Origin of the sequence: Rosistilla ulvae, assembly GCF_007741475.1 — a bacterium.
Classification (GTDB): domain Bacteria; phylum Planctomycetota; class Planctomycetia; order Pirellulales; family Pirellulaceae; genus Rosistilla; species Rosistilla ulvae.
This window is the reverse complement of sequence record NZ_CP036261.1, coordinates 6522277-6547302: the sequence shown is the minus strand read 5'-3', so window position 1 is coordinate 6547302 and position 25026 is coordinate 6522277. Positions and strand designations below refer to the sequence as shown.

18 protein-coding genes are annotated in these 25026 nt (G+C 58.4%); 9 read left to right on the top strand and 9 right to left on the bottom strand.

Translation table 11 applies throughout. The features are described 5' to 3' along the window. The first annotated feature begins 164 nt into the window (after positions 1-164). Positions 165-1736: a TMEM43 family protein gene (locus EC9_RS23325; protein WP_145348442.1), complete on the top strand. Its 1572-nt coding sequence runs from the start codon at positions 165-167 to the stop codon at positions 1734-1736. A gap of 317 nt (positions 1737-2053) precedes the next feature. Here the strand turns inward: EC9_RS23325 and EC9_RS23320 are convergent, their stop codons facing one another. Beyond that, on the bottom strand, positions 2054-2929 hold the full coding sequence (locus tag EC9_RS23320) for a phosphatidylinositol-specific phospholipase C/glycerophosphodiester phosphodiesterase family protein (RefSeq protein ID WP_246105839.1): 876 nt from the start codon (positions 2927-2929) through the stop codon (positions 2054-2056). A 363-nt stretch (positions 2930-3292) separates the two neighbouring features. Here EC9_RS23320 and EC9_RS26745 point away from each other — a divergent pair, with 363 nt between their 5' ends. The 5 genes from EC9_RS26745 to EC9_RS23295 all read left to right on the top strand — a co-directional run bounded on the left by EC9_RS26745 (position 3293) and on the right by EC9_RS23295 (position 8955). After that, positions 3293-4246 carry a MotA/TolQ/ExbB proton channel family protein gene (locus EC9_RS26745; protein WP_218934377.1) on the top strand — a complete coding sequence of 318 codons (954 nt, stop codon included), beginning with the start codon at positions 3293-3295 and terminating at the stop codon, positions 4244-4246. Further along, a complete protein-coding gene (locus EC9_RS23310) occupies positions 4239-5240 on the top strand; it encodes a hypothetical protein (protein WP_145348439.1) in 1002 nt (333 codons plus the stop codon). Before EC9_RS26745 ends, EC9_RS23310 begins: the two co-directional genes overlap by 8 nt. A 778-nt stretch (positions 5241-6018) precedes the next feature. Next, complete coding sequence (locus tag EC9_RS23305) at positions 6019-6954, top strand: DUF1559 domain-containing protein (RefSeq protein ID WP_246105838.1); 936 nt, start codon at positions 6019-6021, stop codon at positions 6952-6954. Between the two features lie 563 nt (positions 6955-7517). Further along, positions 7518-8453, top strand: coding sequence for a DUF1559 domain-containing protein (locus EC9_RS23300; protein ID WP_145348437.1), 936 nt, complete (start codon positions 7518-7520; stop codon positions 8451-8453). Between the two features lie 40 nt (positions 8454-8493). Continuing rightward, complete coding sequence (locus EC9_RS23295; RefSeq protein WP_145348436.1) at positions 8494-8955, top strand: hypothetical protein; 462 nt, start codon at positions 8494-8496, stop codon at positions 8953-8955. Positions 8956-9337: 382 nt separating this feature from the next. On the opposite strand, the gene hisA is transcribed toward EC9_RS23295, so the two are convergent. From hisA to trxA, 3 genes are all read right to left on the bottom strand, one after another. Continuing rightward, complete coding sequence (gene hisA / locus EC9_RS23290) at positions 9338-10099, bottom strand: 1-(5-phosphoribosyl)-5-[(5-phosphoribosylamino)methylideneamino]imidazole-4-carboxamide isomerase (RefSeq protein WP_145348435.1); 762 nt, start codon at positions 10097-10099, stop codon at positions 9338-9340. A 172-nt stretch (positions 10100-10271) separates the two neighbouring features. Then, complete coding sequence (locus tag EC9_RS23285) at positions 10272-11480, bottom strand: right-handed parallel beta-helix repeat-containing protein (protein ID WP_145348434.1); 1209 nt, start codon at positions 11478-11480, stop codon at positions 10272-10274. Positions 11481-11796: 316 nt separating this feature from the next. Beyond that, positions 11797-12123, bottom strand: coding sequence for a thioredoxin (trxA, locus tag EC9_RS23280; protein WP_145101349.1), 327 nt, complete (start codon positions 12121-12123; stop codon positions 11797-11799). Between the two features lie 262 nt (positions 12124-12385). Between trxA and EC9_RS23275 the strand changes: the two genes are divergently transcribed. Further along, positions 12386-12736: a 4a-hydroxytetrahydrobiopterin dehydratase gene (locus EC9_RS23275; protein WP_145348433.1), complete on the top strand. Its 351-nt coding sequence runs from the start codon at positions 12386-12388 to the stop codon at positions 12734-12736. Positions 12737-12794: 58 nt separating this feature from the next. Here the strand turns inward: EC9_RS23275 and EC9_RS23270 are convergent, their stop codons facing one another. Beyond that, on the bottom strand, positions 12795-14447 hold the full coding sequence (locus tag EC9_RS23270) for a hypothetical protein (RefSeq protein ID WP_145348432.1): 1653 nt from the start codon (positions 14445-14447) through the stop codon (positions 12795-12797). Positions 14448-14957: 510 nt separating this feature from the next. Between EC9_RS23270 and EC9_RS26740 the strand changes: the two genes are divergently transcribed. Further along, positions 14958-19097, top strand: coding sequence for an alpha-amylase family protein (locus tag EC9_RS26740; protein ID WP_218934376.1), 4140 nt, complete (start codon positions 14958-14960; stop codon positions 19095-19097). A gap of 80 nt (positions 19098-19177) precedes the next feature. Here the strand turns inward: EC9_RS26740 and EC9_RS23260 are convergent, their stop codons facing one another. Next, the gene (locus EC9_RS23260) at positions 19178-20026 is read right to left on the bottom strand and encodes a rhomboid family intramembrane serine protease (RefSeq protein WP_145348431.1); all 849 of its coding nucleotides are present in this window, start codon (positions 20024-20026) and stop codon (positions 19178-19180) included. Between the two features lie 96 nt (positions 20027-20122). Continuing rightward, a complete protein-coding gene (locus EC9_RS23255; protein WP_218934375.1) occupies positions 20123-21571 on the bottom strand; it encodes a DUF1501 domain-containing protein in 1449 nt (482 codons plus the stop codon). Positions 21572-21965: 394 nt separating this feature from the next. Here EC9_RS23255 and EC9_RS23250 point away from each other — a divergent pair, with 394 nt between their 5' ends. Next, positions 21966-22568 carry a metallophosphoesterase family protein gene (locus tag EC9_RS23250; RefSeq protein ID WP_145348429.1) on the top strand — a complete coding sequence of 201 codons (603 nt, stop codon included), beginning with the start codon at positions 21966-21968 and terminating at the stop codon, positions 22566-22568. 63 nt (positions 22569-22631) lie between these two features. On the opposite strand, the gene EC9_RS23245 is transcribed toward EC9_RS23250, so the two are convergent. Together EC9_RS23245 and EC9_RS23240 are read right to left on the bottom strand one after the other, a co-directional pair. Next, positions 22632-24122 carry a Do family serine endopeptidase gene (locus EC9_RS23245; protein ID WP_145348428.1) on the bottom strand — a complete coding sequence of 497 codons (1491 nt, stop codon included), beginning with the start codon at positions 24120-24122 and terminating at the stop codon, positions 22632-22634. Positions 24123-24498: 376 nt separating this feature from the next. Next, the gene (locus tag EC9_RS23240) at positions 24499-25026 is read right to left on the bottom strand and encodes a 3-hydroxyacyl-ACP dehydratase FabZ family protein (protein WP_145348427.1); all 528 of its coding nucleotides are present in this window, start codon (positions 25024-25026) and stop codon (positions 24499-24501) included.

Here is a 25026-nt window from a genome sequence, read left to right as displayed (position 1 = left end):
CTTTCCTCAGCTGGCTTCTCATGATTGCGTGGCCCTTTCTGGGGGAAGCTTTTCTTAAAGGTACTGGTTTTGGGCGTCGTCGTGGTTCAAAATCAATCCTCCGGCAATTCCCGATCTTCTACCACTCCTCACCTCGCGCCCGATTTTGAATGGCTCGTATCGAAATGAAACGTTTGCTGCGCCTGTTGACCGGAACTGTGCTTGTCTTGCTTGCTTTGATCATCCTGTGGCGCAACGAAACGCGGTTTAATCTCTACCGCGCGGCGGCTGCGACGTCGGAGGTCGCGTCACTGGATGCGGTCTCCTCCGGCTCGCTGATCTCCTGGACCGGGCCGATGGATCCTGGGCTGACGATCCCTGGAGAGTTCATCGATCGGTTCAACGGCTTCTTGGCTGTCTCTCGAAAGACCGACATCTATTGTTGGCGGCGGAAGACGTACAGTGGGAGGCGGGGGACAATTTGGGACGTCTGGCACGGGCGGGTGGAGCGGAAAAGAGGGTTGCTGGGGCGGCGATACGTCTGGCGGCTGGGCTGGTCAACCAAGCTCAACAACAATCGCCGTAACCAGGAGATCGAGCGACGCTGCAAGCCAAAAGAGATGTTGGCAGCAGAGTACCGCATTGGCGCGTTGCCGATTGAGAGTCGATCGATCCAATTCAGCGGCAGCCACCAAGCGATCAATCCTCGCAGCCTTCGGCTTTCCGAAACGGGATCCCAGTTGGGGATGGCGGTCCGAATGCCGGTATTCTATTTGTCCAAAGGGGAGCAAGATCGCGCGGGGGATGAGCGCGTGCGCTACACGGGAATCGTCGCGCCTCGTGTCGCGACCTATTTTGGGAAATTGCAAGCGGGGCGTGGCGTCGCCCATCGGTTCGAACCGCCAGCGGGCTTGCTTTATCAAATCTTCGCGGACCCGGGCACCCTGCATCTGATTGTTGCCGGCGATCGTGCGACGGCATTGGCATCGCTTCGGTTAAACGGTCAGATGCAGACGTGGACAACTCGTGGGCTCGGTACCGCGCTGTTTGTCCTTGGGGTGTATGTCTTGATTGGATGGATGACCGGCTTTTTGTTTCATCTTCCCACGCTCCGTTGGGTCGCTGAATCGGGGAGGTTTGTTTCCGCACTTGTCATCGGGTTGCCGGTCGCGATTCTGGTGATGGCTGCCGCCTATTTGATCGCCCATCCGTGGTTGTTGGTTGTGATTGCGATCGGGATCGCTGCGGCGATCGGACGCCTGTGGTGGCGCGCCCGATCCTCCCAACAGGCGTTGCAGCGCGACTTGACTCGCCAGTACGGTCATCCTTTGGAAGCTGGCGAACTGAAGGACCTTGAGTTCTTGCAGTTGGCTCAATTGGCGATATCCCATGAAGGCATCCATCAAGACGAATCGAAGGTGATGCGGAAGTGGGCCAAGAAGCATCGTTGGAATCAAGAAAAATACGACTCGATGATCGCTCGGGCTCGGGACAAACACGACAAAGCCCGCTCGGCGCCGCCAAGCGAAACCCAGTTGTGTAACTTGATCCGCTTGGCGATGGCCGATGGAACACTCGCCATCCACGAGATGCAATCGATTCTCAAGGTCAGCGAGCAGCTCGGGTACGACCGACGCACGATCGAAACCATTGTCAAACGCCTGCAACGAAGCACCACCGGAATCATCCCACGCCCTACCAAAAAACGGCGACGTCCACGCAATCCTTTGGCTTCGGCAGCTCGCCGGAAAAAATAGGAGGCTCCTGAAGACATCTGGTACCGACCGGGTGTTCTCGCAGGTTTCTCAGATTCGGTATCTCTGGGGAACGCGGCGCCTCAGCGGCCGCGCTCCGCCTTCTTGCGGGAACCCTCCTGAGGCTGTTTCAAATTCGCGATGCGGCCAGAGACGTTTTCTTCTGCAGGTTGATGTTGGCAGATTGATGTTCTGCGCTAAATCATTCTGCCCCCATCATTCTGCCACCCCAAAATTCAACCGTCCTCCTGCACAACCTGTTTAAGCTGTGATTCGAAGGTCGCTTTGGATGAATAGAGCCGCTGATCCGTTTCTACGAATCATTCCTGCAACATTTGGCTCAGGCCTTTTAGATCGTCGGTATTGATCAGGTCGACGCCAGCGGCTTGCATCGCTCGCCAGCTGCGCGGGTTATCGGGGATCGCCCAGACACGTAGCACTCGGCCTTTGGCGTGAACCTTCGCCACGATCGCAGCCAGCTTGGCCTGTTCTTCACCACTCATCTCCCCTTCACCACGCCACTTAAAATGTTTGCCCCAGCGGTCGCTGATCATCGGCATCAGGTGAGCCGGCATGTCGCTGTCCAAGTCGCTCAAACGTCCATCGAGGCCGGCTAAGCGTTCTTTGTCCGACGCGACCGCTGCAAACGGTCGATCGCCACTGATGACAACGTTCACCGCTTTTTCGGTTCGCTGGCCGTCGCGGATCACGGAGATGACGTCGGGATATTGGCTCAGCAGCTTGTCTAGTGCCGCGTAGGTCGCGGCACCGTCGGCTTTAAAATCGATCAACAGCGTGACGACGGGACCGCCCAGGTAGACCCGTCCGCCGCCTCGCTGCACTCGTTCGCGGAGGGGATCGAGGTAGAGTCGCTTGAGCGTTCGGTCGGGCGACAGCTCCGACCGCGAGTGAGCGACCAGCAATTCGCCATCGACAAGAAACACATCGGCTTCGACGCTACAGAATCCATGATCCAGTGCGTCCAGCAGCGGCCGGTCGTGCAGGTAATCGTTATGCGCATGGGCTTGGCGCAGCGGCGCGATCTCCGTCGCCGGTTGGTCGGCGTTGGCGATGTGCAGCATGGCGGAACAGGACAAGATCAGCAGCCCCGCCGTGCGCGACGCAGCAATCGCAGAGACGCGATATTTCGTTTGCAATGGAAGCTGAATCTTCGATGCGCTTGCTTTGTTTGTCATATCGACCCATGGGCGGAGGACTTCGTGCTGTCTGTTTTGGAAGAGGTGCCGGCGGCAATCGCGGTCATGTTAGGCGGACGCGCGGCGGTCGGCAAGCGAACGGAGGATCGAGATATTGCGAGTAGGCGAAGCAAGAAAGCGGGCGCTAGTTGCTTTGGTGGTTTGTTGTTAGCTAGACTTGCCTGTTTCATTGTTGGCAATCGCCCGGACGGCGCGCGGTATGGGCATGCGATAGTTGGAGGAAGCGGTTGCATGGGGAGCTTGATGAAACCAAATTCAAGGTATGTGTTGAAAAAAGCCGTGGGGGGGCATAGCGTTAAGTATGACTGTTTGGGGTGTCGCGTTCGTTTAACCTCCCCTTTGATGGATGCCGGAAATAACGACCATTGTCCGGACTGTGGCATCGCATTGATTGTGCCGGGGACTCGGGAGAAGTTGGCGGAAGCTCAACGCCAGTTGTTGGCTGGCAAGGAACGCGAGAAGCAGGCGCTGGTCAAAAAGGCGGAGACCCAAAAACTGCTTACCGAAAAGCTGGCCGAAGAAGCCAAGCGTCAGAAGGACTTGCAGTTGGACAGAGATCCGTTGCGAGAGTGGTTTATCTATGCGGCTGTGGTTGGTGTGCTGCTTGCCTTTGCCGCGGGCATCCATCTGGTTCGCGCGGTGGCAAGTGATAGTAGCGGTCTGTGCGCGATGATCTTCGGACTCTTCTTCTTTGGCATCGCTTTGAACTTTCGCGCCGTCAAGAATCTCAAGAGCGAGTTTGTTTGCGCTGCCTTCTTGGTGAAGAAGCTTAACGCGCCAGGAGGGTTCTCGGAGGTGGTGCGAGCAACACCAGCGGGTGTTTTTCATCAGCATATCCAGGATCTGGCAAAGATCGCCAAGCACGATCCTAATGTTTCCCAAGACAGCCTAATCACCTTGTTGTACAGCAAGATGATGGCTCGCTCCAAAATCATCGATGTGTTAGCGGGCGTGCTTGTTTCGCTCGGCCTGATCGGGACGATTGTGGGATTGATCTCGATGACCAACGGGCTCAGCAGCACGTTGGATTCCTTAGGGGACGCCGGTGATGCAACCGAGTTGATGGTCGGAATGCGAACCACGATGCAAGGTTTGGGGACCGCGTTCTACACGACGCTTGTGGGGGCCATTCTGGGAAGCGTTGTGTTGAGGGTCTTAAACAATGTTTACACCTCCAACGTCGATCATTTTGTCTCGTACATCGCTGCATTAACCGAAGTCCGCATCGCTCCGCAGTTGCGTAAATCGTCTCGAAGCAGCAAGCAGGAGGTGCTGGTCGGTGAAATCGTTGAGTGAACGCTATTCCGGTAGCCAATCGAACGTCTATGAGACCTTTGCCGATCTGATCTTTTGTGCCTTGATCGTATTGGTGTTGTTTGTACTAACGCTTGCCGTCGAAGTCAGCCAGCGCGTCCGCGCTAAGATTCCGGAAGTTGCGGAGGTGACTGTGGTGGAAGACATTCACCAGTTGTCGGTTGATGAAGTGGCCGAGCTATCGGAGAAGCTACAGAAGCAGCGAGCAGAAATGAATGCGCAACGCGAACAGATGCTTCGGCAGCAGGAGCAGATTGAGACACTCAGGGCCAATGCATCGAAACAGGCGGACGCCGTCGCCAGCAAGATGGCAGCTTTGGATGGAGAGCAGCGATTTACAGGGGCGACGGAACCGGCAAGTGTTCTATTGGCGTATGAATACGAGCGAGAAAAGTTGGTCTTTATTCGACGGAAAGAATTCGACCACGCGACAACGCGGCGGGGTGGAGAAACAACGGTCGAATTCTTGACGAGGCAGGTTCGTGAGATGGTAGATCTCGCGCTCGCGTCGCGTAAGCAACGGTTCTATACGATCGAGGAAGCGAATGCGATATACGCCGCTTTTTCAGAGTATCAGCAGATTAACCCTTCCGATGATAGCTACTCGATTTCCTCTGAACGGATAGGCGTGATTTACGCAAGCAAGCTTTCCGGGTACATCGCTGGTGACAAAACGCTTTCGGATTCGGCAGTCGCCGTGATTGAACGCGTGATTAATTCGAACTTTGATCAGACCAGCGGAGAGTCGGATGCTATGTATCCTGCGGCAACCGTCATCGTCGGTGACCAACAGCTCATGCTCAATGGAGTTGCCCTGACGGCGAAAGACTTCAAGGACATCCTGCTTGCGTTTGGTGGCCGCGGCGTGATGCTCGATTTCGAGGGTTACACTGGCAAGGCGCCCGATTGGTTGGTCAAACAAGTCCTGGAGCCAACCGGTTACATCGGGAAAACTCCCAAGCTGCCTGGGAGTTGATCGCAATCTGTTACGCGGTTGAATCCGGTGTGAGAGGGGCTACGAGTAAAAAGTGTTTCCGAGTAGGTCGGCTGGCGTATTAAAACGGGTCGCTAACCGTCTTCGAATTGCACTCCACTCTCTGCAGGAGGGCATTCTTGCGTCGCTCAAGACAGCCGAATCGTAAACCACCCTTTTTGCGGCTTGTATCCACTCCTCGCTCCCGAACGTTGCCACGTCCGAAGTCGGGAATATCGCATGGCTTCGTAGCCTCGGGCATCCGCTCGATCGAGAGGATCGGTTATGGTCGAGCGGCTTGGAGTCGTCATGTGGTTCGGTGTGCTGGGGATGGTTGCTGGCATGGAGAAGAGAGGCTTGTTCAGACCGGCGCTCGAATCAATAAGGCTTCACGACCGTTTGCCACTATGTTGAGCAAGGGCACGGGGGGACCGCCACGATGGAAGGCATTTTGCTGTGGTTTCTGGAGAGGCGGTGCGGATGCGGAGCGGTTTTTTGGAAAACTGTCGCCTCGAATAGGTTCGCGTTATGGTCGGTGGATCTTCCCCGGAGGGGGGGCGAGTGTGCCGCTGAGGGGGGGGTAGGCTTGCAACGGTTGTTGGGTGGAGCTCACCTTGCCGAGGTGTTGGCTGGTGGCGGAGGGGAAATTGGCACGTCAGTCGCTATTCGTGACATCGATCTGATCTATGGTTGCGGGGTAGCGTCTTGCTCCATCGCACATCGATTCGGTTCACTAGATCTCGTTCCTCTTTCGTGCCTATCACATTTGGGAATCTGTTCCTTGTTCACATCAAAGAAACAACGCGCGTTTACTCTTGTCGAATTGTTGGTCGTGATTGCGATCATCGGCATTCTTGTCGGTCTGCTTTTGCCAGCGGTTCAAGCCGCTCGTGAAGCCGCTCGCCGGATGCAGTGCAGTAACAATATGAAGCAGCTCGGTTTGGCGATGCACAACTACCACGATGTGTATCTGAAGTTCCCGCCGGGAGGATTGGAGGTCGGCGGGTATCAGATTGGATGGCCGGGGCGGATCTTCGACTTTATCGAAGAGGGAAACCGGTTGGACACGATGAATGGGATGGCCCCCGACGCATTGGTGAAACTTTGGCCCTACCGCTATACGACGGCACCTCACAACGGGGGCGATCCGATTTTTGCCGATCCCATGCCGAGCTTCGCCTGTCCTTCCTCGCCGCTTGGAGATACGGTGAACGCGTCCTCCTATGCAGGAGTTCAGCACGGCACGCTGCACTATCGCGCCAACGCCGGTTCGGTGAATTACGACATGGTCAACGTCGCAACCAGCAGTCGCGATTACAGCACCTCGGGCGTGATCTACCCGACCAGCAAAACCAAGTTCGCCCACATCACCGATGGGACCAGCACCACGCTGTTGGTTGGCGAATGCTCCGACCGCCAGGGCTGGACCGATTCGATGCTCTCCAGTTGGGGCGGAATTCAGCCGTGGACCTGGGGCTATTACTACTACGGTGCCGGAGCGGGCTTCTTGCAGTTGGATAACAAGAACCTGCAATATCCAATCAACTTTGAGGGGACAACGACCACCAACGCGACCGCCTATCGAAGCGCGCATCCCGGCGGTGCTCAATTCTCGTTCTGCGATGGCAGCGCGCGTTTCTTGACCGAAACGATGGACATGCTGGAGTTGGACGCGATGGCAACGCGGGCGCGAGGCGAGGTGGTTACGACCCCGTAGCTTTTCAAATGATCTTGTTTGAGGACTCAGGGGGGGATGCCCTCCTATTTCCTGCCGCTGTCATCGCACTGTTCCCATTCAAGCCAAGTGGGAAACAGTGCGACGCCCCATGGGGCTCGGGCATTCCTTCCCCTCCTCTTTACCGGGCCTCTTTGTCTGGCGACGCTCGCTTATTGTGCTGTGAAGTTAGGCAACAATGCCTTGCATTGCACTTCCGCGAGGCACTCCTCTGGCGCGGTTATCTTTTGTTGCTCGGGGCGGTTTCTGGCGTTTCGGCGAGGATTTTCCACAAAACTCCCAGTTTCCGTGATGAAACATAAGGTGGGCGGATGCCGTCGCTAGGCAGTTTGCTGGGGGGGATGGTGCCCCATTCCTTGTCAGGCGATGGATTGTGGGGGCGGTGGGCGGAGGGATGAGCGAACGGGTGGGAGAAATTTGGCACGCCACTCGCTTTAACGCAGCAACAGTCTCGCTCGCCGTTCAGCTTGTTTTTAGGGCCGAGCGAAGCTTCCTACCTACATTCACTTTCCATCTTCCTAGCCTTGATTTCTGGAACATCAGCCTTGAGACCTCCCAAAAAACGAAGTGCGTTCACCCTTGTCGAATTGTTAGTCGTGATTGCGATCATCGGCATCCTTGTCGGGCTGCTGTTGCCGGCGGTACAAGCCGCTCGCGAAGCCGCTCGCCGGATGCAGTGCAGCAACAATATGAAGCAGCTTGGTTTGGCGATGCACAACTACCACGATGTGCATCTCAAATTTCCGCCAGGTGGTTTGGATGTCGGCGGTTACCGGATCGGCTGGCCCGCCCGAATCTTTGATTTTATCGAAGAGGGGAACCGTATCGACGCGATGGATGGATTGTCCCCCAACGCGTTGGTTACCATGCAACCGTATCGATTCACGACGGCTCCGCACTATGGTGATAATCAAATTTTCACCGATCCGATGCCGAGCTTCGCCTGTCCTTCTTCGCCGTTGGGCGGCACTGCGAAAGCGGCAGGTCAGATCGGCAGCATCGACCAAGGAACGCTGCACTACAACGCCAACGCCGGTTCGGTGAATTATGACATGGTCAACACTTCAAGTTCGAGCCAAGACTACAGCACCTCGGGTGTGATCTATCCGAAGAGCAAGGTCAAATTCGCTCACATCACCGACGGAACGAGTTCGACGATCTTGGTGGGCGAATGCTCCGACCGCCAGGGCTGGACCGATTCGATGCTCAACAGTTGGGGCGGGATTCTGCCTTGGACTTGGGGCTATTATTCCTACTCGTCAGGTGGCTTCCTGCAGATGGACAACAAGAACCTTCAGTATCCGATCAACTTCGAAGGGACGACGTCAACGAACGTGACGCCTTATCGCAGTGCACATCCCGGTGGTGCCCAGTTCTCGCTTTGTGATGGCAGTGTGCGTTTCTTGACCGAAACGATGGACTACGTCGTGTTGGACGCCATGGCGACCCGAGCTCGTGGTGAAGTTGTTTCGTTCGAGTAGTTTCTCGTTTACCCGTCTTTAAGAGTTTGGAAGCTATCCAATGAAGTCCATGAACTATTTCGCCGGCCGATCCTCGCTGCTTCGCTTTGCCGCAAGCGGTGCCGCGATCGCTCTGCTGTGCATCGTCGGCTGTGGGCCTGCTGAAAAGCGGGTTGCGACGGCACCGGTAAAAGGAAAGGTTGTCTATAAGGGGGCCCCGGTGACAACTGGGACCGTGATGTTTATCCCCAGCGGCGGTGGACCGCCTGCGACGGGAGAGATCCAGCCCGATGGCAGCTATAGCCTGAAGACCTATGATCCCGAAGATGGAGCGGTTGTCGGCCGACATGCCGTGACGATCTCCGCGATCGAACTGGCGACCGGGTCTCCCGAAGATCCCGCCTCGGATCCAAAGCTTTTGGTTCCGACGAAATACAGCAGTTCCAAGATGTCGGGCCTAACCGCCGAAGTCAGCGATGGCGAAAACGCTGTCGATTTTGAACTAGAAGGGCCGTTGAAGTAATCGGTGATATCGCTTGATCCATCAGTTGCCCATGTTTGAATCACTCCCTCCCGAGATGCGGCTGTTCTGGTCGCATCGCCAGTTAACTTTCCCACCTTTGTTCGAATCCCACCTCACTACGATGCGATCGTCCTGATCGCATTCCCGCCCTTATCTTTCCCGCCTGGGCTCATACCCTTTGAGTCTGCAAAGCGCGGCACGTCATCTAAGGCGTGCCGCCTTTTCTTTTTTATAGACGTCGCCGATGCGTTGGTTCATCGAGATGTTAGAAGCCGCCACGGTTTCCGAAATGAAAACCGTGGCTGTTTCCCGATGTTTTGCGTAGTGCGTTTGGTACGCGACCGCCGGAGCGGTCTCGCGAACCTGGAGTGTTAACGCAACGTTAGGCGTTTGCAGAGTCGCCGCCGGATGCTTGCAGAACTTCCGTAACAGCGGCGAGAGCCGCCGGCAGATCCAAGCAGCCGTCGTAGAGAGCCCGACCGATGATGCAGGCGTGCGTGTTTTGCGCCGTCAGTTGACGAACGTCTTCGACAGTCGTCACGCCACCGCTGGCGATCACGGGGATGTCGGTCGCGGCCCGCATCTCCGCCAGAGCTTCCAAGTTGGGGCCCGAGAGCATTCCGTCTTTGGCGATGTCGGTGTAGATGATCGCCGCGATGTTTTCGGTCTTACTGCGAAGATCCTTCGCCAGATCGACAGCAGATCGTTGGCTTGTTTCCAACCAGCCATCGGTAGCGACCATGCCGTCGCGGGCATCGATCCCAGCGGCCAGTCGTTTTGGATAACGATCGCACATCCGCGCGAACCAATCGGGCTGCTTCAGCGCCGCACTGCCGACGATCAGACGCGACAGTCCGAGACCAAACAGGTCATCGATCGCCGCGTCATCGCGAACGCCGCCGCCCAGTTGGCAGGGAACATCGACAGCGTGCAGGATGTCGGCGATCGCTTGTCGGTTTTCGGGGATCGGTGCGCCGCGAGCGGCGTCCAGATCGACCAGGTGCAGGAACTGGGCGCCTCGGCTGACCCACTGCCGCGCCATCGTGGCCGGCTCGTCGCTGAAGACGGTCTCGCGGGCGTAATCACCCTGTTTCAAACGAACGCATTTGCCACCACGCAAATCAATCGCTGGCCAAATCTCCACTCGCGGCTCCTCGCTGCTTGCAATATCTCGAATTCAGAAGGTCCCTTCTGAACGCATTGTCGCACACCCTGGAAAGACCGACAACTTGGGGTGTTGGGGAATCAGGGCTAATAAGTGTTTGCGCTTCGGCTGATACCTAAGATTAAAACACTGGATAACCCTGTTGGGGATTTCAGGGGGTCTCGATGACCATGTTTTCCGCGATCCGATTCCCCTCGCCCCCCAGCTGCCGAATCGCTTTGGCGGCTGCATTTTCTTCGGTGACGATACAGTTGTTGACGATCGATTGGACGCATTCGTCCAACAGGACCCCCGCTTTCGGGAAGCCGCGGACCGTCGATTGACTGAAGACAATCTGGCTGCAGCGGTGCAGTTCGATCGCTCCGTCGACATCGCCCACGCCATTGATCGCGTTGGCGACCAGCAGGCATCCGCTGCACTGGGTCAGCCGGATGCCAAGTTTGGCGTCGGAGGCATCGCCGTAACCGTATCGCGGGTTGCGGTCGAAGGTGTTCCCCGAGACGACAACCGCTTCGCAGTTTTTCAGCAGGATGTTGCGGTCGTATCCCTTCCAAATCGTGTTGCCGGTGATCGCCACGCCACGGGTGTTCTGGACGTAGATATTGTGCTGGACGTCGGACAGGATGTTGCCGGAGATCGTGACGTTGCCGTGCCGCAGTTCTTCGGTGAACTTCTGCCGGTTGCTTTGTAAGTCGATCCAGATGTTGGCCGAATCCTTGCCGTGGTGGGTGTGTTGGATCGTGCAGCCAGTGATCGCCACCTCACCGATGCTTCCCTCTTCGGAATCCAGCAGCACGTTGGCGGCTGCCGGAGCGTCGGGAGTCCCCATGTTCGCTTCGATGTCACAGCCGGCAATGTGGACGTTGCGGACATCGCCGCCGCGGATCACGACGCCTCCCGCAGCGTTGTAACTGATGTGCGAACCGACGATGTTGGCTTGGTGCAAACTGACGTGGTCGAAGTAGACGCCGGCGCCGCTGTTTTCATACAGGTGGCAATCGCTGACGATCAGATTGCGGTTCCGCGAGGTCAGTCGGATCGCGTGCCGCGATTTGCGAATCGTCAGATCGCGGATCGTCGGCTGCATCACACCGACCAGTTCGATCCCGTCGGCTTCGGGGTGATTGCCGATGATTTCGAAACCGGCGATCAGCGGTGCGTTCTCTTTTTCAAAGACCTGCGGCTTGATCGTTTTCGGGGCGGCGGTTCCTTTGAGCGTCCCAGTGATCCGGATTGCGGGGCCGGGGCCATTCATCACGATCCGCGAATGACCTTGGCCAACGATATGCAGCGGCCCCGTCTTCGACAGATCGATCTCCAGCGGTTGGTCGATCTCCAGCGTTCCAGCTGGCAACAGCATGCGACCTTCAGAGATCAGTTTATCGGCGGGGTTGTCCTGTGCCGCAGAGAAATTGGGCAGGCAGATGAGGGTGAGTATCGCAACACGCAGCGAGGCAGAGAACGGTGCGGAGCGAAACGATAGGAGGGAGGGGAAGGCGGGGTGGGAGGTCACAGTCGGATACACCTGTGCAGGAGGAATCGAAAGCCCAACGTGAGCAGAGGACAGTCTAATCGGTGACGCCACGGAAGAAAGCAGCTTGCGGCCGTCTCTCTCCGTGGGATCACAATTATGTCACTCGGGTCACATTCCCGCTTAGCTATCGATTCCGCAGGCGTTACGCCTTGGCGGTATCCAGTGCCGCTTGCAGCGAACCCTTCGGGCGAACGCCGACGAAGCTTTCGGAGATCTCACCATTCTTGAAGACCAAGATGGTTGGGATGCTGCTGACGCCGTACTTCTGTGCAGCGCCGGGGTTTTCGTCGATGTTGACCTTACCGATTTTCAGATCGGGGTTTTCACCGGCCAGTTCTTCGATCATCGGCGCGATCTGACGGCAGGGACCGCACCAAGGCGCCCAGAAATCGACCAGAACAGGCGCATCCGACTGGAGCACTTCGGTGTCGAAATTTTGATCGGTGAATTCGGCTACGTTTCCAGCCATAACTACTACTCCAGTTTGGTGTGATCGAGGCAGCCGATGCCGCCTCTGAGAACATGCGTTTCAGAAATTCGATGCTTGGTCGAACTGTCCATCGAAGAACAAAATTGTAGCGCAACGGTGGAAAGTGTCAATTTGGCATGCGGATTTCAAACCGCCCAGATTCATGAGCGAATCTCGTGCCGAGATCCTTGCCAAGGCTTTCCGGATCGCCGTACAGTGAGATATAGGTCGGTTCATCTCTCACAATCGAAAGGTTCCCTCGATGGATATCAGTTCAATGGATCAATTGGCGAAGAAAAAATGCAAGCCGTGCGAGGGGGGAGTGGACCCTTGTTCGGCGGCCGAAGCCCAGAAGCAGTTGCAAAACCTTCCGGGCTGGCAGTTGTCCGACGACGAGAAATGGATTCGCAAGCAGTGGAATGTGAAGCACTTTGTGCAGGGGATGGAGTTCCTGAACCGCGTGGCGGAAGTGGCCGAGCAGGACGGGCACCATCCCGACGTCCACCTGATCGGCTACCGAAAGGTCAACATCGAACTGAGCACCCACGCGATCGGCGGGCTGAGCGAAAACGATTTCATCCTGGCGGCGAAGATCGATCAGGTCGCTCCGTAGGGTAGAGGTAGTCCGTTGCGAGACTCTTTTCCGGCCGTTGGCACCCCACAACGTTCGGTTACGTCGGTCCGTTCGGATCGACAAGGGGCATCTGCATCGCGGGCTGATCGGGTTGATCCCAGCGATGTTGCGCGAGCTGTCCGTCGCCGCGGGCCATCAGGCGCCGAGGATCGATGTCGATCTCATCATCGGGCTGTAGATCGCGAAGCAGTCCTTCGGCGACAAAGTTCCCGGCGTCATCTAGATGGCCATATAAAAATCCCGAACCCTTGGCGGTATCGGATTCGTGTTGCTCGATAAACATCCCGACGCGATCGCGCGCCGCGTCGATCGAGTGCAGCGCGGGGTGGGGCAGCGTGTTGGAAAGGTTGCCAAGCGGACTGATGGCGACGAGTTTTGCATCGTCCAGAGAAATCGTTAGCAACAACGCCGCTGTCCCTTGGTCGCCATCGATCGATAGATCGCGCAAGCGGTCGATTGGATCGACGTGCAGGGGGCGTGTGGCGAGGACAACAACGCGATTGTTCGACATCCGTAGCCCTTCGGGATGCAAGGTCCAATCGGAATCGAGTTCGATCTGGCGAACGGGCTGGGCCGTTCCGGGGTGCTGCGATTGGATGTCGACCAAAACCAACCACTCGGGAGTTGCTTGGTCATATAACAAGACAAAATCGGGCTGGGCGGCGATTGCGTAGCCGGCGAAGTTTGCCACCGTCAACGAATCGAATAAACGGATCGAATCGCCCGATAGATCCAAGATGTCGATCGACGTGGCGATTCCCGAACCGTCGGATTGAACGGTGCGAACGGCGGTTGCCGTTTGGTCGTTGGCGATTTGGAAACTGCCGATCCATCCGCTGCCCAAATCGATCTCGGCAACTGGAGCGATCGCCCCCGCGCCGACCGCGTATTGGGTGAGCCAGTTGTGCAGCGGGACACCGACGTTTTCGGAGTCCTGCATGTTGAAGGGCTCCGTCGTGTCGTCGCGCGTAGTCAGGGTCAGCAAGCGATCGCCCAACGGTCGTGTGATCCCGGCGGAGATCGGCTGCGACGCGATCTCGCGGAGGCCGTCGTCGGTGATCGCAAACGAATGGACGGTTTCAGGTGCTGGTTGCCGATCGATCGTCGCGATCGTTGGTAGTTCGGAGTGCATCACCAGGATCAAATGCCGGTCCGCAAGATGCAGCTCTTTGAGAAGGCCTGGCACGGTTTGTTGGATCGCTTGCCGCGGCGATGGGGATGGCGTTTGCAGGTCGATCGTCGCGACCAATGTTTGCAGGGGAACGCCGTCCAACGATGCCGATTCGGAAGTCCCCTGTTGCCACGTCCACTGAGTCCCAAAGACGATCGCGCGATCACCGTCGATCAGCATTCGGTCGACATGAAAACCAGGATCGATGACATCGCGAGCCGGCCTCAAGCCGCCATGATCGTCGCGGTCGAAGATCCACAGCCGGCTGGCAAAGCCTGTCTGTTGTGAACTGTCGACGACGACGACACGCCCCTCCGATTCGTGAATCAAACCGTCGGTTGCATGGCCTGGGGATACGGCGATTTCGACAGCAGCGGCGTGCAGCGGTGCCAATAGCGGTTGGTTGCGATGATCGATCGCGTTCGAATCGCTGGGGAATCCTGGAACAATCGTGATGTCGCTGGCCAGCAGACGGCGGGCTTCGAGCGATTCGTAGCGAAGCTTTCGTTGCGATGTCATGCGTCGGGAACCCGTGGTTTTCGCGTGGCCGATCCGCCCGTGTGGAATGCTGCCTGGGACCGTGCTGCTGGGCCCGCCGGTGTTGCCCTCGGGCGCTGCTCCCCGTTTTGCGAAATGGTTGCGGGGGAACAAGTTGCCATTATCGGTGCGATAGCACGGCGGTTGCAAGGTGTCCGCAGTCTGTTCCAAGGGGAAGTCTGTTTTTGCGTGAGGCAAATCAGCCGGACGCTGTCGTGTGGCGGCTGAGCCTTCTATTGAGACATGGACTGGGGCTGCCGCTTGGCTGCGGGGGAGGGACAAGGTCTGCCGCTGGTGCGACGCTAGCAAAGTACAGATTGCCTGACCCGAACGACCCACACCACCGGGAGTAGGGATCGTATCGAGCATGCCGACTTCGCCTGATTTACCACCGATTGTGCCGACGATACCGATTCGTGGATGCGCCCGTTGTCGGGCCTTTGCCGATGCGGCCGTATTGGCAATCGAAAACGCCATAGTGGTGGAAACGCGATGAACCGATTAAATCAAATCACCCGAACGCTATTAATCGCGATGCTGATCGGACACGCGGCGGCGCGTGCCGAAGAGGTTCAGCCGTTTTCGAAGCGAACCGACGTTGGGCAGCGGACGCCGCCGCTGCCGCCATTCCAGAACAAACGTGGAGAACCGCAGCGCCCCGTCGACGCCGAGAGTCGCGCCGTCGGTTTCAAACGGGTGTGGGTGGAATGGGAAAGCGAGCGGCCGCAACGGATCACCGGCAAGATGGCGCTGCGCGGAAGCGAGATTCTGAACTTCCAGCGGTTGGGGACAGTGGGGGATGAAGTCGCGTCGGTCCAATGGTCGGTCGACGAGATCGACATCTTCGCTGGGCTTCCTCAAACGCACGGCGGGTTCGTCTTTGAAGCGGATCTAACCGAGACGACCGTCCTGTTGTTTGGGGTGCAGGGAGAGAGTGCGATCGGTTCCACCGCGGAGACACATCAGATCGATTTGGCGACGCTTGCTCGCAAGCAAGCGGTCTATGAACTTCCTGGGGATATTCGTGTTGTTGCGCGAGTGGAACCGATGCCGACAAAGTTGATCTACCCGCGGCGACATTTGATCTTCAGTCCTGGAGAGACCTTCCGGTTTGAAGTTCTGTTGGACGAAGTTCCAACCCGCGCAAATACTGAGATGAAATTGACCGCCACCCTGAAGCCAGCGCGAGGCGGTGCCCCATTGTCGGAGGTGGTTCAAGATGTGATGACCGATGCTTTGGGACAGTTTCAGGATTTGCGTGACTTTGCGATTCCGTTGCCTGCAACCGAAGGGGCGTATGAGATCGACTTGCAGATCCGATCGTCGGTCAATACCGCCGGCAGTAGTCGATCGCTGTTGCACAGTCGTCGCCAAGTGCAGGTGCTGGTGGTAGATGAAAGCAACCCGCAGCAAGATTCCGTCGATACGACGGCCTGGGAACTGTTGCAGGATGTCGAAGTGGATCAGTTGGCTGAGGTCGTCAATTCACCTCGCCGCAGCGGTGGGCAGCGAGCCGAGGGGGACAAAACCTCTGTCACGCGAGCGGTTCAATTGGAAGGTGCGGTCGCTGGCCGGCCCCATATTTTGGAGCTGGTGTGTTCGGGGGACGAAACGGCCGAGTATCATGTGTCGGTGCTTCGCGACGCGGGATCGGTCGTCGAAACGATGATCGAATCGACGTTTTCTGTCGATCCGCGAGCAGGTGAAACCGCGACGCACCAGTTGGTCTTTTGGCCAAGTGCCGATGACATCGCAGTCCTGGTAACGCGGCAGAGTGTGTCGCCGCAGCCATCGTCGACGCGGATGCGAATCTATGCCGGTCCGAAATCGCTGCCCGCGGTCAGTTTGCGTGGGGTCACTGGTCAGCGGGTTGTGGCCGCTCATCTCGATTCGCCCGCGTTGGACTTGCGATTGGGAGGGACGCATCTGCAATCGCCGCTGGACAAGGATTTGAAAGACTGGCAGTTCTACCTTGATTCGACAGCGCGGCAGGCACAATTGTTGAACAATGCTGGCTATTCGGCCGCGATGGTCACTGTGGCTGGTGGTGGCGGTTCGATCTACCCGAGCAGCTTCATCGAGCCATCGATGCTGTTCGACAATGGCGAACGGATTCCCCACGGCGGCGGTTCGCCGCGCAAAGACGTTTTGGAATTGATGTTCCGAATGTACGATCGCCATCAGATGGTGTTGATCCCAACCGTTCGATTTGATTTCCCGCTGGCAGCGTTGGAGAGTCAGATCCTTCGCGGCAATCGCAGTCTGCGCATGCGCAACGACCAGCAGCAGACTTGGTGGGAAGCGAGTCCCAAAGCGCCGCCGCAGGGCCCCTATTACAACCCCGCGCATCCCGCGGTCCAGGCAGAGATGCATCGGATCGTGCAAGAGTTGGTCGATGCATATTCGCATCACATCTCGTTTGGCGGAGTGGCGATCGTCGTCGATGATCAGACCTACGTCCAATTCCCCGGCGAGCATTGGGGTGCCGATCCGGAGGCTCACGCGGCCTTCGTTGCTCAGCAAAATCAAACGAATCGCGATTCGGAAACCAGTTCACTGGTGGGGGATGAGCTGCGCGAATGGCGCGACGCCCGTCTGGGGGCGATGTTTTTGGGCTTGGGGAAAACGCTGGCCGACGGCCAATCGAACCACAAGCTGTACGTGATCGATCGACTGACCCAGCCGACCGCCGGGCATCGCGCACTGCGAGACGCGTTCTCGGACGCGCCGTCCGCTGAGACAAGTGTCGTTTGGGTCGATGCTTTGCAGGTCGATATCGACGGCCAAGCGTCGTCACCGATTCACGCGGAGGAAGCGGAGGATGTGACGAGCCCCGCGCCGGTCGTGACGCTAGCCAAGCAGGCAGGCTTGCTGTTGCCGGAGGATGCGTTGGTGCAGGCGATTGGGCCGGCGGGGCGTTCGGGGGTGATAGAACAAATCGCCGCTAGCGATGCTGACCTGATCGTGCATCCGTTGCGGGATCTCAGCTTGGGGCAGATCGAAGCGCGGCGGAACCTTTTTACCGCGATCGGATCGCTGCCCAGCGGCCGGTTTGAACCGGTCGTCAGTTCGCAGACCGATGATCCGATGATGATGCTGCGGTCGGCCGCGTCGTCGGTGGCCCGTTACGGATACGTGGTCAACAACTCCGCTTGGGCAACCGATGTGCAGATCCGCTTCAACGACCTCGCCGGACTGGAAGTGCAGACCGTTTCGGATGCGGCCACCTCAAGACCAAGCGATCACGTGTGGCAGGTTCGGGTTGAACCGTACGATATGGTTGCGTTCCGGGTGCCGAAATCGGATTGCCAGATCGTCGACTGGAGCATTCAACGAGACCGTGCTATCGCGGCGCAGATGCGCGACTGGTTGGCGACGCTGAATCAGCATCTCGATGCCGCGATGAATCTGCAGTTGGAAGAATCGACGCTGTTGCCAAACGCTGATTTTTCAGAGGTCGATACGGAGGGCCAGATTGCCCATTGGGAACTGGCTCATGGCGCAGGGATGAAGTTGCGGTTGGACGACGACGATTCGCAAGTCGACAAAACGCTGTGCATCGAGACCGAGTCGCCGCTCGGTTGGCCAACGCCTCCGGTCGCATGGGCGCGCTCGGCATGGATTGGGATTCCCGAATCGAAGCGAGTGTTGTTCGTTGGTCGGATGCGAGCCGAAGACGATTTTGCAACCACGCGGGTGAAGATGGTTGTTGCCGGCCAGACCGGCGGTCAAGCGTATGAAGAGTCGATTTGGATCGATGGCTCGCTACCCGAAAGCGTCCGCGTCGAGCACGATGTGGCGACCGACACTCCCTATCGTCAGGCGGGAATCCAGATCTTGGACCTTCCAGATGATCCAGGTGATCGGCTGCAGGTCCGTTTTGAAGTCTACAATGGCGGCAAAGTTTGGATCGACCAGGTCGCCGTTTACGATCGCTTTCTGACCAGTGAGGAAGTGGACGAAGTTGGAGCGATGCACGACGATGCGGTGGCGGGGATCGATGCAAACGATTTCGGGCCGTATCTGCAGCTGCGGAAGCTGCCGCTGGCCGATACGCTGATGAATCAGACCGCCGTGGTGCTTTCGGAAATCGAAGCGTCCCAGGGGGAAAAGGCCGGCGAAACGATCGCCTCGATCGATGATGCCGGTTCCGATGCGGACAAGGCTTTGCCGCAGTTAGCCGCCGCGGAGCCAGCCGATCCGCCGGCTGCAAAGCCCTCGCCGCGGCAGACTGCTGCAACGACGGTGGAGCGAGCCGCCGCCGCACCATCGCGCGATTCGGTCGATCGCCGAGCGTCGATCGCGGCGTTGGACGCTTTGGGATTTGGGATGATCGGTTCAGAACCCGCTCCGGAATCGCCGGGGCAGCTGCAGGTCGCCTCGCGGGCAATGCTGGAAGCCGAACTTGCGAAGCAGACTCGGCCTGCCCGAACCGCCGCCGCTCCAAAACAGGATCCAAAACCGGCCGCCAAGCCAAGTCTAGGTCAGCGGATCGTGGGCTGGTTCCGGGGTGGGACGGATCAGCAAGCGACCGACGAGGCCGTCGCGGATGGGAGCGATCGGCCGTCCGATCAGGCGGAACAGACCGAGCGTGTTTCCGGATTCCAGATTTGGAAGAGCCGGCGAAAGTAGGTCGTCAGCAACAGGCATCGGATGGTGCCCCAGTCGGCCTGTCGAGATCGCGATATGTTGTCGGACGAGAACGGTCGCCGTTAGCGACGGTCGCGAAGGTGGCGGCTGTGGCGTTCGAGCACTTTTCGCTCGGCGTTGGTTAGGCTCTCTTCGCCATGTTCGTGGATCTTTTGCAGGATCCGTTCCGCTTCGTCGGCATCGCGAATCTCCTGACGCGATTTGCGATCGGGGTCGTGCAATTTCAATCGCGTGCTGCGTTGGGTCAGCTTGGAAAGCGACGCGGGAGAGAGCATCCCGAGGTTCCAGTGAAAGTAGAAGTAGGCGCTGGCAAAGGCGATGCCGACTAGATGGACATCGAAGGCCGTCGTTTCGGACCCCATGCCAAACAGGTTACCGGCGATCATCAACACGCCGACGATCCAGGCTTTCACCGGTAGAACCATCATCAGATAGATCTCGGTCTGCGGATACCAGAAGATGAACAGCATCGTCACGGCGATGACGCCCCCCGAAGCGCCGATCACGCCAGGGACGGGCGAACCGGTCAGGTTGGCTCGCAGCGACCAGACGATTCCGCCCAGGATGATCGCGACCAGATAGAACCGCAGGAATTCGAATTTCCCCAGTCGCTGTTCGACGATCCGCCCGAAGAAGAACAGCCCGATCATGTTGAACAGGATGTGGTTCATGTTGCCGTGGGCGAACCCGTAGGTCACGAACTGCCACCACATCCACGGTTTGACGATCGTCTGCGGCGTGACTTCCATTGCCGTCCGCAGCGCGAAACCTTCACCGCCGAAGATGAAGTCGGCGAAAAATACCGCGACGTTGACAACGATCAACACGATCGCAAAAGATTGTGTCGCTAGCGAGGGGGGCAGGTGCGAGCGTTCTTCGTCCTGGTAATACGGTCGATCGTAAAGACCCATTGCGCGGGTGTCCTTGGGGAGCGGTCAGGAAAGAGATTCTTTCCACTGAGTGTATCGCAAGGCGATGCCACCTCAAGTAGCGTCAGTGCCCAATGGTCAAGCAAACAGCGGCAGCGGCCGGCCGTCGCAGGCAGTCAGCGGACGCCCCAATGTGTCGTAGAGCGTGAAGTGGTCGGAAATTCCCAGCGAATGAAAGATCGTCGCGTGCAGATCGGCCGGCCCGCAAGGCTGATCCAGCGGTTCGGCTCCGTTGCGGTCGCTCTTGCCGTAGACCAAGCCCCCCGCGATGCCAGCGCCAGCAAATGCAACCGAATAGACGTTCGGGTAGTGGTCGCGACCGCCGCCGGGATTGACCCGTGGGGTGCGGCCAAATTCGGTCAGCCAGACAACCAGGGTTTCGTCCAATCGACCGCTGGCGGACAGGTCGTCCAACAGCGCCGCCGAAGCTTGATCCCAGGGTGGAATCATCTGGTTCTTGAGCCGGTTGAAGCCATTGCCGTGCGTGTCCCAATGGGCTCCAACGCTGCCGTTGAGGTCGCCGGCGCTGCAGTAGACGGTCACCAGTGGGACTCCCGCCTCGGTCAATTTCCTCGCCGTCAGAACGCTTTGCCCGCAGACGTGCATTCCGTAGCGTTCTCGAACCGCCGCCGGTTCGCTGTTCAGATCGAACGTTCGCTGCACCCGTTCGCTCAACAGCATGTCGAGCGCTTGGGTTTGGTGCCGCGCCATTCCTTGCATCCCTTCGGTCGACTGCAAATCGCGGCTGGTATCGATCTGCGACAGCAGTTTGCGGCGAGCCGACAAGCGGTCGCGGTCGAGCCCTTCGACGAGTTCCAAGTCGATGTGGCCGGAACTGGGGCTGACACCGTCGTAGGGTTTCCCTTCGCGCGGCTTGATGATCATCGGGTCGCGTTGCATCCCCAGGAATCCGCCGTCCTGGCCGTTGGCGCGGCCACCATCGTACATCGAATAGGGCAGACAGACGGCTCCCGAGAGACCGTCGCGGGAGAGTCGCTGTTCCAGGTCGCTGCCGGGCTGTTGGCTCTTGGCGTCCCAGACCATCGATCCCAGGCTGGGCCAGTCGTCGCGCGATGCTTCCCAGTTGCCGCTGAGGTTGGGGGGCTCGTGCCCGGTCAAATTCCAATACGCTCCCGAACGATGCGACGGCGCGTTGTGATGCACGCTGCGAACGATCGCCATCCGGTGCGTCTGTTGAGCAATTTTGGGCAGGTGTTCGGAAACGTAGTAGCCCGGCGTGCGAGTCGCGATCGGATGGAAGATGCTGCGGATGTCCGACGACGCGTCGGGCTTCACGTCCAACGTATCGATGTGGCTCATCCCGCCCCAGGCGAACAGCACGATACACGATTTCGCCCGGCCAAACGCGTTGGTGGTTGCTGTTGTTGGCGGAGCTTGTTCCGTTTTCGTGGCGGCTGCCGACGATCGGATCTGCAACAGGCTCGACGCGGAGAGTCCAGCGGCACCGAAGCGAAGCAGTTGGCGACGCGATAGCCGATTGCTACGGTGGGGGTGGGAAGGCAACATCGTGGACATGCTCCCGCTGTGGAGGAATGGCGAGGGGGCTGTGCTGTTTGGGGGGATGTTCATCGTAGCCGGTAACGCCTTGTTACGCTACATTAGACGCCCGTATTTCCGGGGCAAATCACCGTTTGTGTTTAGGCACTCTTGGTAACCCGACGCGTACGGCTCGTTGGTTTAATCAGCCGATTGGGCGTTAGCCCCGGTTCCGCTGCCACTGAACCGGGGCTAACGCCCAAACGGCTAATGCAAGGAAGCTGGTTGTGACTGAACCGACAGGCCGCGTAAGCAAGGCACGGTCTGAATTCCTCGCTTACGCGTCGGGTTGCCGTTTCCTGAGACGCTTCAGTTTGAAAAAGTGAATAGCCCCTGCCCGCTTAGCAACGATTGAGATACCGCGATGAAATTACTTCTGTTCAGCGATCTGCACCGCGATCGCGACGCCGCCACCGCGTTGGTTGAATTGGCCAAAGACGCCGACGTTATGATCGGTGCGGGGGACTTTGCTATCAAACGCAAAGGATTGGCCGACACGATCGAGATCCTACAAACCGCCGACTGTCCCGCGATCCTGGTTCCCGGCAACGGCGAATCGGTCGAAGAGTTGACGCTGGCGTGTCGCGATTGGCCACAAGCTCACGTTTTGCATGGCACCGCGGCGAGCGTAGCCGGAGTCTCGTTCTTCGGTATCGGCGGCGGGATCCCAACGACTCCCTTCGGCGATTGGAGCTACGACTTCAGCGAAGAAGAGGCGGCTGAGCTGCTGCGACCGATGGCGGAACAGGACGTCTTGGTGACGCATTCGCCTCCGTGGAACTGCGTCGATATCGACGGTTCGGGAACGCACCGCGGCAGCCCCACGATCCGCCAAGCGATCGAAGCGAACAAGCCGCGATTGGTTGTTTGCGGGCATGTGCACGACAGTTGGGAACGGACCGATCGCGTCGGCGATTCGGTCGTCATTAACGCCGGCCCGCGAGGCGTTTGGCATACGATCGATTAAGCCAACGAACAGCCGGTTTCGGCTGCCCGCTGGCTAGCGATCATTCTCTGCGTTGTCGCCGCTCTATTGGATTGTCACCAATCCGCGGCTGTTGCCTCGCTTGACGACCAACTGCAACGGTCGCCCGGCCTGCTCGGCTTGAGCGATCGTCTGTTTCAGTTGATCGATGCTGCCGATCGGTTGCCCGTTGGCACGCAGGATCACATCGCCCGCATCGAGTCCAGAGGCTGCCGCGACGCTATCCTCGGTGACGTTGGTGACCAGCAAACCGGTTGTGCTTCGCATTCCCAGTTGCTGCGCTGTCTCTTCGGTCAGCGGTTCCAAGTCGGCTCCCCAAAGTTCGCCGGCGGGATTGAACCGCGCCAGCGCCGCGTTGGTTCGTTCGCCCAACACGATCGTTAGCATGACCGGCTTAGAGGCGCGGATCACTTTGAACTTCAGCGTCCCGTTGGGAGGCGTCAGCGCGACGATGTTCCGCAGTTGCAGCAGGTCGCGAATCTCGCGGCCGTTGACTTCGACGACCACGTCGCCAGGTTGCAAGCCGCCGAGGTGAGCCGGTTGCCCCTCGAGCACTTGGTCGATGTAGGCACCCACCATATTAGGCAGCCCCAGTTGTTCCATTCGCTTTTCATCGATCGGTCCCAGTTTGGCCCCCAGGAATCCGCGGCGAACCGAACCCGATTCGATCAAGCTGTCGACGATCGGGCGAGCCAGCGAGGTGGGGATCGTAAACCCGATCCCGTTGTATCCGCCGCTGCGCGATGCGATCGCTGTGTTGATGCCGATCACTTCGCCGCGCAGGTTCACCAGCGGGCCACCGCTGTTGCCGGGATTGATCGCCGCGTCGGTCTGCAAGAAATCTTCAAAGCCTTCGCCTTGACCAACGATTCCCTGAACGCGGTTCTTGGCGCTGATGATGCCAGCGGTGACGGTTTGGTCCAGACCGAAGGGGCTGCCCATCGCCAACACCCAATCGCCAACCTGCATCGCATCGGAATCGCCCAGTGGCGCCGGTTCGAGGTTGGGGGCATCGATCTTGATCACCGCCAAGTCGGTTTGCGGGTCGGTGCCGACGATGGTGGCTTCGATTCGGCGGCGGTCGGAGAGTTCGACCTCCAACGCATCCGCTCCTTCGACGACGTGGTTGTTGGTCAGGATGTAGCCGTCGGCGCGAATGATCACCCCGCTACCGACTCCCGATTTTTGAGGCTGAGCCGATCCGCTGTCACCAAATCCGTTGCCAAACAGTTGGTCGCGGATCTCCGGCGGCAAGCCTTCCAAGATTCCGTCGGGGATCCCGCGGGTACCGCCGCGGACGACGCGAGCCTTCTGCATCGAATTGATGCTGACGACGCTCGGCCGCATCGAATTGGCGACCTGGCGAAAAGCGGTGGAGAGGTCGTTTGCCGTCTGCAAATTTTGCGGATTGATGTCGCGTTGAGCCAATACGTTGGACTGCAAGCCCGATGGCAAGCTCAACAACACGCCGCTCAACAGCGTCCCGACCAACAGGCTGCCCAATATAAATGACACACCCTTCCACATTCTTTCCATCGGATGTTACTCCTCATTCGTTTGTAGAATTGTAAACCCCGTGTCGTTTTTACATGAGATTCTGCCAAATCTGCAACGTCACAGCGAACAGAGTCAGGCTATGCAAATCTCAGGCCAATAGCGATCTGCGGCGCGGCAAGTCGCCGCGGGGCAATGACTTGCGATTTGCATCGGCGGGGCGGTTACTGTCGCCGCCGCGATCGGTCACCAATCCATGATAGAGCGCTCGGCGAGGCGAGTGTTAGCCAGTACCGGGGGCGGGATTGCGGCAACGCTAACGCGGCCGAAAAGAGATCCCACCGAGAGCGGCGAGATTTCGAGCGCGCGGCGGAAGAAAATGGCCAGCGCGCGGTAGAGTGAATTTGCCGAGAGCGAGCTAGCTGTTGCTGCGCGCCGCGAGCGTCTCTTTCAGAGCGCTGATCGGGATCGGAATCCCCTTGATGATCCCTTCGACAGCCAAGCCGCCGCGAACGACACCTTGGAAGCGAGCAACGATCATCCGGCCGCGGCGAATGCGTGTTAGTTCGCACATCAGCACCAAGCGGTCACCGGGGAGGACGGGGTCGCGGAAGCGGACTTCATCGACGCCACCGAAACCGACCATATCGGCTCCCAGCAGATCGTGCTTCTGGGTGAAGTAGCTGCACAATTGAGCGGCAGCTTCCAGCATCACAACGCCGGGCATCAGCGGCATGCCAGGCATGTGCCCGCGTACCCAGAACTCATCTTCGGTGAGGTCTTTGTAAGCTGCGCAAGCATTTCGCTGCATGTCTTCCCCGACGATTGCTGTCAATTGCAGCATCTCGTGTCGTTGGGGATTGACCTTGCAGATATCGTCGATATCGCCAATCGGTGCGTCAAAATCGAGATCGGCCAGGTTGAAAATGAGATCTTTGGCAGCCAA